The following is an 8,934-nucleotide window of genomic DNA, read 5'->3' on the forward strand; positions in this document are numbered from 1 at the left end:
TCATTTTTGATGAATATCTTCCTAAATGGAATTATAGAGCCATTCCTCAAAATAACTGAAATGCATAAGTTATTTATTTTTCATTCCCAAAAGACGATCGCCGAAGCAGAATTAGCATGGCGATCGGCATGGGTGGAATAATAATTTTATTGAGAGGGTGGCAAAGCCACCCTCTCAATAAAATTATTGGGTTTTATTAACGATTAGTTAGAGCTATGACAAAAAATCGTGTAGTTTATCGTGAGTTTGGTGTACCTGAGGAAGATGATTCAGAAAATAATGTGGTTGATTTACCGCCGCAGCAACAAAATCCTCGGATTCAAGTAACACGCAGAGGTAAGGGCGGCAAGACCGTAACTGAGGTGACAGGATTTCAGACTACACCTGAGAATTTGGCAAAGCTGACTAAGCAGTTAAAAAATCAATGCGGCACTGGTGGCACATCGAAAGATCAAGCGATCGAGATTCAAGGCGATTGCAGTCAAAAAATCTTGCAGATTTTGCTTAGCTTAGGTTACAAAGCCAAAATAAGCGGTAAATAAAAAAGAGGTCGCAATGCGACCTCTTTTTTATTTTAGATGCCAACATTCACGAGCGATTTCCCAGTCTTCTTGTGTATGGATTACTAAAACTCGCACTGCTGAATCAGGCGTAGCAATATCTACATCCATCAATCTCTGATTATTCTTAACTAAATCCAGTTTCAGCCCTAAAAACTCAAATCCTGTACAAGCCATCTCTCTAACTAAAGGAGCATTTTCGCCAACGCCTGCGGTGAATACTAAGGCATCTAAGCCGCCGAGACTGGCTAACATTGAGCCGATATGCGATCGCAAGCTATGCACATATACATCAAAGGCTAATTGCGCTTGCGTGTTACCTTCAGCGATCGCCTTAATAATTGGACGCAGATCCGCTGAAATCCCTGAAACTCCTAACAAACCTGATTCGCGATTAAGTATGCGATCGAGTTTCTCTACATCCATATCAGGTTGACGCAACAAATGAATGAGAATTCCTGCATCAATGGAACCAGAACGACTGCCCATTACTAAACCTTCGAGGGGAGTAAATCCCATGGTCGTGTCAATACTTTGACCATTACGAATGGCGGCGAGCGAACATCCATTTCCCAAATGACAGGTAATCAGACGTAAGTCTTCGATATTGCGATTGAGGATTTGGGCGGCGCGATCGCAACAATATTGATGACTAATGCCATGAAAGCCATAGCGACGAATCCCTTGTTCTGTATATTTTGTAGGGATCGCATAGGTATAGGCCGCAGGTGATAAATGTGCATGAAAAGCGGTGTCGAATACAGCAACTTGTGGAATATTTTCAAATAGCTTTTCGGCAGCATTAATTCCTTCCAAATTGGCAGGATTATGTACTGGTGCGAATATTGCTAATTTTGAGATCGCTTCTTTTACTTCGGTATTAATGATCGTACTTTGGCGATATTCTGCTCCACCATGTACAACACGATGACCGATGATATCTATTTCTGATGGACTTTGGAGAACTGGAGATTCCCCACTCCACAGAGTTTCGAGCATATGAGTGATGATCTCAGGACGAGACGTTGAGGATATCTCTTCTTCTAGAACTTTCCCATGTTGTGGCTTAACCTTTATTTCCGCAAACCCATCATGATGTGTCCAGTCGATGCTTGCTTCCCAAATTGGTACAGGTGGCGTATCAGGCAATGTATCTTCTAAATCGTACAGACAACTTTTTTGGCTACTCGATCCCGCATTCAGAACTAGTATCTTCATAGTTTTATTTCGATTTTCTAAGTGCCTGACAGCGATCGCAATTCATCGTCCATAAAACTGCGATCGCCTAAAACTGTGAGCTTAGGACCAAGCGAACCAAACTGGACAATGCTCAGCGAAGCAGCAGGAACATCAATGCGATCGCGATATCTGCCCATATCGATTCCCAATAGACTACAGAGAATTACCCGAATCGTTGCCTTATGCGAAACTAATAACACATTGCCTGATGTATATTTTTCTTGGATTTCGGCTACTACTAACGAAGCCCGACTAGCAAGCTGCACCGCTGTCTCGCCACCTGTAGGTGGATTCCATGCAGGTTCCGTTAGCCAACGCAGATAGTCTTCGCTGTAGTTCTCTTTGACAAACTCATTGGTTTGTCCTTCCCATTTGCCATAACGTAATTCTTTGATTCCATCGTTCAATTGCATCTTCATGCCCACAGCTTCACATAAAGGTGTAGCTGTGGCGATCGTCCGTTTCATTGGGCTAACAATAATCGCATCCCATGCGATCGCTTTATGGGCATCAGCAAAGGCTGCTGCCATTTTTTTACCATTATCAGTTAACTCTGGGTCAAGTTCGCCACAATAGCCACCAGTGCGACTATAGGCGGTTTCTCCATGACGGAGTAGATACAGTTTTAAACTCATGATTTACTTTAAATATAACGTTTTGCCATCCAACTCAACCCAAATAATTTAAAAAAGCCGTGCGAAGCACGGCTTTTTTAAATTATTTAGTGGGGATAACGCCAGTTCACAATTTCAGGTTTATCGATGCCATGCGCGTAGGCATATTGACGACATTCGATTTGCTGATTAAGCAGATTTTCCTTAGCATGAGAACCGATGTTTTTCAGCTTCGGCACACGGTCGATTACATCGATCGCTAAACTAAAACGATCAACTTGGTTATTAATCGCAAGTTCCAAAGGTGTATTGATATTACCCTTCTCCTTGTAACCGCGCACATGCAGGTTTTTGTGATTGGTGCGGCGATAGGCGAGACGGTGAATCAACCAAGGATAGCCATGAAAATTGAAAATAATCGGCTTATCAGTAGTGAATAGCGAATCAAAATCGCGATCGCTTAAACCGTGAGGATGTTCGGTATCAGGCTGTAGCTTGAACAGATCCACAACATTGATAAAGCGAATCTTCAACTCTGGAAAATGCTCCCATAGCAGAATAGTGGCAGCTAAAGCTTCCTGAGTGAGAATGTCCCCACAGCCTACCATCACCACATCTGGTTCCACACCTTGATCATTACTTGCCCAATCCCAAATGCCTAGACCTTTGGTGCAGTGCTTAACCGCCTCTTCCATACTCAAGTATTGCAAATGGGATTGCTTGTCACAGACGATCACATTCACATAATCGGTACTACGCAAACAATGATCAGATACCGATAGCAGCGTATTCACATCGGGCGGCAAATAAATGCGCGTTACTTCCGCACTCTTATTCACAACCACATCTAAGAATCCTGGATCTTGATGGGTAAAACCATTGTGGTCTTGTCTCCAGACCGTCGATGTGATCAAGAGATTCAGAGAAGCGATCGGCGATCGCCATGCAATATCTTTACTGATTTCCAACCACTTACAATGCTGGTTGATCATCGAGTCGATCACATGTACAAAGGACTCATAGGTGGAAAAGAATCCATGCCTTCCTGTCAGCAAATAGCCCTCTAGCCAACCTTCTAAGGTATGTTCGCTGAGGATTTCCATCACTCGACCATCTACAGCTAGTTCTCCGCCATCAGCATCTTCAGGCAGATATTCCGCAATCCAGAACTTCTTACTGACCTCGTAAATCGCTTGCAGTTTATTAGATGTATTTTCATCAGGTCCAAATACACGGAAGTTATCCATGTTTTGGCGCATCACATCACGCAAGAACACACCTAGCGGCTTAGTGTTTTCCGCCTCACTCTGACCTGCTTTATTGATTTTCACCCCATAGTCGCGAAAATCGGGCATTCTCAAAGCGCGACGCAATAAGCCACCATTTGCAACTGGATTAGCACTCATACGGCGCTCACCTTTTGGTGCAAGATCTTTCAATTCAGGGATCAGCTTGCCAGATGCATCAAACAATTCATCAGGTTTATAGCTCTGCATCCAATCCACTAACATTTGCAAATGTTCAGGATTATTTTGCATTCCCGATAGTGGCACTTGGTGAGCTCGCCAAAAACCTTCTACCTTATGTCCATCAACCTCCTTGGGGCCAGTCCAGCCCTTAGGAGTCCGCAACACAATCATTGGGAACTTTGCCCTTGTGGGAATACCTGTACTACGAGATTCCTGTTGGATCGATTTAATCTCATTAATACAATGCTCAAGTGTAGCTGCGATCGCTTGATGCATTGACTCAGGATCGGAACCTTCCACAAAGTAAGGTTGATAACCATAGCCAATGAATAGACTTTCTAGCTCTTCATGGCTAATCCGTGATAGTACCGTCGGATTGTTAATTTTGTATCCATTCAGATGCAAAATCGGTAAGACAGCACCATCACGGATGGGATTGATAAACTTGTTGGAATGCCAAGCAGTTGCGAGGGGCCCAGTTTCCGATTCACCATCACCGACCATCACTACAGAGATTAAATCGGGATTATCAAATACAGTGCCATAGGCATGGGAAACGCTATAGCCAAGTTCGCCTCCTTCATGGATCGATCCTGGAGTTTCAGGTGTGCAGTGACTGCCAATCCCCCCTGGGAAAGAAAATTGCTTAAAGAAGAGCTTCATTCCCTCTTCATCTTCACTGATATCGTGATAAACCTCAGAGTAGGTTCCTTCTAAATATACAGGGCCTAAAATCCCTGGTGCGCCATGTCCAGGGCCAGCCAAGAAGATGGCGTTCAGGTCATATTTCTTAATTAAGCGATTCAAATGCGTATAGACAAAACTCATGCCAGGACTCGATCCCCAATGTCCGAGTAGGCGATTTTTGATATGTTCTGGCTTTAGAGGTTCGCGCAAAAGTGGATTTTCGCGTAGATAGATCATTCCGATCGCAAGATAATTGCAAGCTCGCCAGTAGGCATCGGTTTTCCGCAATTCTTCGGCGCTGAGCGGGCTTCCTGCCACAGTGGAGCGGGCAGTACCATAGCAACTAATTGCTGTGTTTAAGGAGTCCGTGTCAGCCATTTTGAGAGGAGTTGATACCATAAAATTACGATTAATTCCTGTCGCTAATAAGTTTTTTGACTTCTGACTTCTCAACTCTACATGAGAAAACTATTACTCTTTGTGTTATGCATATCTCTTTTAAGATTCTCTCAATGGGGATCGCTTATACTTCACTACAAGGTTTAATGGATGGAAGACAGAGTAAAGCTTTGTCTTCTATTTTGATATTTTAGGAATCTGTACTGAATATAGGAAAAACAATTGTTTACCTCCTAAATTAATGCTTAAATTTAGATTTTGGAGACAAAAAAAGTTAACATTAATTTAACAATTTCGTAGTAGTTCTAACTCATGGCTCGACAACTTAAAAATATCGCACCGCATGGTGGTCAACTGATCAATCGCATGGCAACTGAAGCACAAAAAGAAGTGTTTTATAGCAAAGCTGACCACTTACCAATCGTGCAACTAACAGAGCGATCGCTGTCGGATCTTGAGCTAATTGCGATCGGTGGATTTAGCCCATTGACTGGCTTTTTAGGTAAAGCTGACTATGAGTCCGTAGTTTTAAATATGCGTCTCGCCAATGGCTTACCTTGGTCGATTCCGATTACCTTGCCCGTCACTACTGAAGTTGCAGATACACTGAGCGTTGGCAGCCTTGTGCGTCTAAATGATCCTGACGGTATATTTATTGGCGTATTAGAACTAAGCGAAAAATATAAATACGACAAACTCAAGGAAGCGATCCATGTCTACCGCACTAATGAAGATCGTCACCCTGGGGTCAAGGTGGTCTATGCTCAAGGTGATATGTATCTGGCTGGCGATGTGTGGCTGTTAGAGCGTCGCCCTCATCCTCTATTTCCCACCTATCAGATTGATCCTGTTGACTCTCGCGAATTATTCATCGAAAAAGGCTGGCGTACAATTGTCGGCTTCCAAACCCGTAACCCGATCCACCGCGCCCATGAATATATTCAGAAATGTGCGCTGGAAATCGTCGATGGTTTGTTCTTGCATCCTCTTGTCGGCGCAACTAAGAGCGACGACGTGCCCGCCGATGTACGGATGCGTTGCTATGAAATCATGCTGGAGCATTATTTCCCCTTAGATCGGGTGACCTTGGCGATTAATCCTGCGGCGATGCGCTATGCTGGCCCCCGCGAAGCGATTTTCCATGCTTTGATTCGTAAAAACTATGGTTGTACGCACTTCATTGTCGGGCGCGATCACGCAGGTGTCGGCGACTATTACGGAACCTATGACGCACAACATATTTTCTATGAATTTGAAGATGGCGAACTGGGGATTACGCCTTTGATGTTTGAACATGCTTTCTATTGCAAACGGGTTCAGGGCATGGCAACTACTAAGACCAGTGCCAGTCTCCCCGAAGAGCGAGTACATCTCTCTGGTACAAAAGTCCGCGAAATGCTCCGTCGTGGCGAATGTCCGCCTCCTGAATTCTCCCGTCCTGAAGTTGCGGCAGAGCTAGCGAAAGTGATGCACAAAATGGCGATCGAGGAAGCTGCCACAGGCTTTGAAATCTAATAAAAAAGAGGCGCAAAGCGCCTCTTTTTTTCTATGTTATGGGAAAATATGACTAAATTATTTAGAAATTCTTTCGATTTAGCCTTTAACCTAGCTTTTCTAGCAATTGAGACGAAGAGCCTAGAACCATTGCAGAAGTTGCGAGAAATGATTGTCGGGAAGGAAGTAGATGCCAATGCATGGGTAGATGAGATTACGCTTCTAGGGAAGGTTGCAGAGGCTGGAGATCAAGAGCTGGTTTCGCTGATGCTAGGCTTGGTAGATGACGTAAATTTTAGAAAGGTTGAAAGAGTTGTTACCCCTCTAATGGATGCAGCAGGAGGTCAAAGTATAGAGATAGTTAGACTTTTAATTGATTATGGCTCTGATCCGAATATTGTAAGAGAGGGTACATTTGCTCTTGAATGTGCGGCTCAAGCTGGAAGGGATGATATATTTGACTTCCTTTTACCTCTTACGCATCAAGATTTCCATAAATCAGCAAAAAGAACTATGGATTCTATAAAAGAAAAAAGCTCAAGAGAACCTTTGAATAAAGACACTCTTGAGCTTTTTGAGCTTCTTCGTAGGAGCGATGTATCAAAAATAAAAATTGTGAAAGCAATTTCCAAAGGCGCAAATGTGAATGCTTATGATGATTCAGACAGCACTATATTAATGAGAGCATGTGACAGGTGTTCTGCTGATATTATTCAGGTATTACTCAAAGCTGGAGCAGATCCCAATTTAGGACAACCTATATTTAGAGCTTTTAGTTACAACAAGTATTACGTATTGGATGTTACTAAAACTCTTGTACATAGTGGTGCTAACGTGAATACTGCTTATCATGATGGTGTATGTCCACTTATGATAGCAAGCCATTACAATACAGGATTTAGGATTAAAGCTTTTCAAGTTGGCTATGATTTATGTGATTTTTTGATTAGTTCAGGGGCAAATTTAAATCAAACAACCCAATATGGATGCACATCTCTGATGTTTGCGGCAAGAAGTGGAGATATTCAAATTGTTAAACTACTAATTGAGAAAGGTGCAAATGTAAATCTAAGGGATAACAAAGGAATGTCAGTTTTGGACTACGCTAAAACTTCTTTCTATGTAAAAGAAAGTGGAGACACAAACCTTATACAGTTCCTAGAATCAATCTACTAATATTTATAAAAGTCTTAGTTGAAACAGGTTGGTTTGAGGCTTTCTTTAGTCAGTTTTAACTGACTTGAGCATTGAGCCAAGAACTTTAGTTCTTGGTTGATTTGCGTAAGTCCTAAGATTAATTCAATTTTTTCTTTGCATTTAGGCTTTTATTCTACTCAACTAAATCTTAGTTATGGAATTTCAATCAATGCGTTATTTAGTACTGGCAATATTTACAATTTTGCCAGGTGTATTGGGAGTCTTAATCTTTGGATATCATGCTTTAGCAGATTGGCATGACTTACAACAAGCTTATATCCCCTTTGCAAATGCAGTTCAGAGTACTGGACTTTAGACTAAAAAGAAGAAAAGAAAGGCAGGAAGTGAATGTCACAAACTGCCAAAAGAGCAATGATCAATAAACCAAATTGACATTGACTACAATGATTTTCCAAAAATTACAAGAATTTCGCAAGTCGATATATGAATACCTTGGGACAGGAAAAGATGCAGTATTTGAATTAATGGATGCCGTGCTGACAAGTCCGAGCATTAGCTCGTATGTGAGTCTGTCAATGAATCCATTATTTCGGCGAAAATGGTCAAGTATTTATGAGGGACTGCGCGATAGCCGACCAGCAAGAGGAAAGTTGATGAAACTAATGGTGCAAGAGATCCCAACCGAAGAGCAACCTTTTCTGGCTGGAGATAATAGCGTATGGTTGCGACCAGATGCGGAAACGCTGAAGGAAAGAGGATTCCATCATGGCAAAGACGAAAGTATCGGTATAGGACAAAGCTACAGCACGTTGGCGTGGATTCCCGAAGCAAGTGGGAGTTGGGCGCTACCGATAAAACATGAGCGAATCACCAGTTTCGAGACTCCTGTGAGTAAAGCTGCCTTCCAACTCAAACAAGTCACAGAGCAGTTAAGCGTACGCCCGCTAGCTGTCTATGACCGAGGATATGGGAATGCAAGTTTTGTGAAAGCAACAGCGAATATTGAGGCGGATCTATTACTACGTTTGGCATCTAATCGCTGTGTTTGGGGAGTTCCTCCAGCCTATAGCGGTCGTGGTGCACCTTGTAAACATGGGCATAAATTCAAACTGAATGCCCCAGAAACTTGGGCTGGGGCAGCCACCACCATAGAAATTACAGACCCAAAAATCGGTCGGGTACGGGTAACTCATTGGCGTGATTTTCATTTCCGTACCACTCCAGAACTGTTAAATGTCAACTAACTTGTCCGATGACGACAATTAACTTGGCTGGTTGAGAGAAGAAAAAATAATTGACGCGACGGCAAATGAC

Annotated in this window: 8 protein-coding genes; 5 read left to right on the plus strand and 3 right to left on the minus strand. The window is 42.7% G+C overall.

Annotation, left to right across the window (positions count from 1 at the left end):
• The first annotated feature begins 215 nt into the window (after positions 1–215).
• Complete coding sequence (locus CQ839_RS24375) at positions 216–542, plus strand: translation initiation factor (protein WP_103670901.1); 327 nt, start codon at positions 216–218, stop codon at positions 540–542.
• Positions 543–569: 27 nt separating this feature from the next.
• Here CQ839_RS24375 and CQ839_RS24380 read toward each other — a convergent pair whose 3' ends face one another.
• From CQ839_RS24380 to CQ839_RS24390, 3 genes are all read right to left on the minus strand, one after another.
• The gene (locus CQ839_RS24380; protein ID WP_103670902.1) at positions 570–1,778 is read right to left on the minus strand and encodes an acetate kinase; all 1,209 of its coding nucleotides are present in this window, start codon (positions 1,776–1,778) and stop codon (positions 570–572) included.
• Between the two features lie 17 nt (positions 1,779–1,795).
• Positions 1,796–2,434: a histidine phosphatase family protein gene (locus tag CQ839_RS24385; RefSeq protein WP_103670903.1), complete on the minus strand. Its 639-nt coding sequence runs from the start codon at positions 2,432–2,434 to the stop codon at positions 1,796–1,798.
• Positions 2,435–2,520: 86 nt separating this feature from the next.
• Entirely contained in the window at positions 2,521–4,968 is a 2,448-nt protein-coding gene (locus CQ839_RS24390; RefSeq protein ID WP_103670904.1) for a phosphoketolase, read from the minus strand.
• A 312-nt stretch (positions 4,969–5,280) separates the two neighbouring features.
• Between CQ839_RS24390 and sat the strand changes: the two genes are divergently transcribed.
• From sat to CQ839_RS24405, 4 genes are all read left to right on the plus strand, one after another.
• Complete coding sequence (gene sat / locus CQ839_RS24395) at positions 5,281–6,483, plus strand: sulfate adenylyltransferase (RefSeq protein WP_103670905.1); 1,203 nt, start codon at positions 5,281–5,283, stop codon at positions 6,481–6,483.
• A gap of 48 nt (positions 6,484–6,531) precedes the next feature.
• Complete coding sequence (locus tag CQ839_RS24400; RefSeq protein WP_181016335.1) at positions 6,532–7,638, plus strand: ankyrin repeat domain-containing protein; 1,107 nt, start codon at positions 6,532–6,534, stop codon at positions 7,636–7,638.
• A gap of 175 nt (positions 7,639–7,813) precedes the next feature.
• Positions 7,814–7,975, plus strand: coding sequence for a hypothetical protein (locus CQ839_RS25400; RefSeq protein WP_181016336.1), 162 nt, complete (start codon positions 7,814–7,816; stop codon positions 7,973–7,975).
• An 88-nt stretch (positions 7,976–8,063) separates the two neighbouring features.
• Complete coding sequence (locus tag CQ839_RS24405) at positions 8,064–8,864, plus strand: transposase (RefSeq protein ID WP_103670907.1); 801 nt, start codon at positions 8,064–8,066, stop codon at positions 8,862–8,864.
• Positions 8,865–8,934: the final 70 nt, after the last annotated feature.

This window comes from Pseudanabaena sp. BC1403 (assembly GCF_002914585.1).
Lineage (GTDB): Bacteria > Cyanobacteriota > Cyanobacteriia > Pseudanabaenales > Pseudanabaenaceae > Pseudanabaena.

What these genes read in the sequence shown, in the direction of transcription:
- sat (WP_103670905.1), top strand. Translation starts at nt 5,281, where the DNA reads ATGGCTCGACAACTTAAAAATATCGCACCGCATGGTGGTCAACTGATC.
- CQ839_RS24375 (WP_103670901.1), top strand. Translation starts at nt 216, where the DNA reads ATGACAAAAAATCGTGTAGTTTATCGTGAGTTTGGTGTACCTGAGGAA.
- CQ839_RS25400 (WP_181016336.1), top strand. Translation starts at nt 7,814, where the DNA reads ATGGAATTTCAATCAATGCGTTATTTAGTACTGGCAATATTTACAATT.
- CQ839_RS24390 (WP_103670904.1), bottom strand. Translation starts at nt 4,968, where the DNA reads ATGGTATCAACTCCTCTCAAAATGGCTGACACGGACTCCTTAAACACA.
- CQ839_RS24385 (WP_103670903.1), bottom strand. Translation starts at nt 2,434, where the DNA reads ATGAGTTTAAAACTGTATCTACTCCGTCATGGAGAAACCGCCTATAGT.
- CQ839_RS24405 (WP_103670907.1), top strand. Translation starts at nt 8,064, where the DNA reads ATGATTTTCCAAAAATTACAAGAATTTCGCAAGTCGATATATGAATAC.
- CQ839_RS24400 (WP_181016335.1), top strand. Translation starts at nt 6,532, where the DNA reads ATGACTAAATTATTTAGAAATTCTTTCGATTTAGCCTTTAACCTAGCT.
- CQ839_RS24380 (WP_103670902.1), bottom strand. Translation starts at nt 1,778, where the DNA reads ATGAAGATACTAGTTCTGAATGCGGGATCGAGTAGCCAAAAAAGTTGT.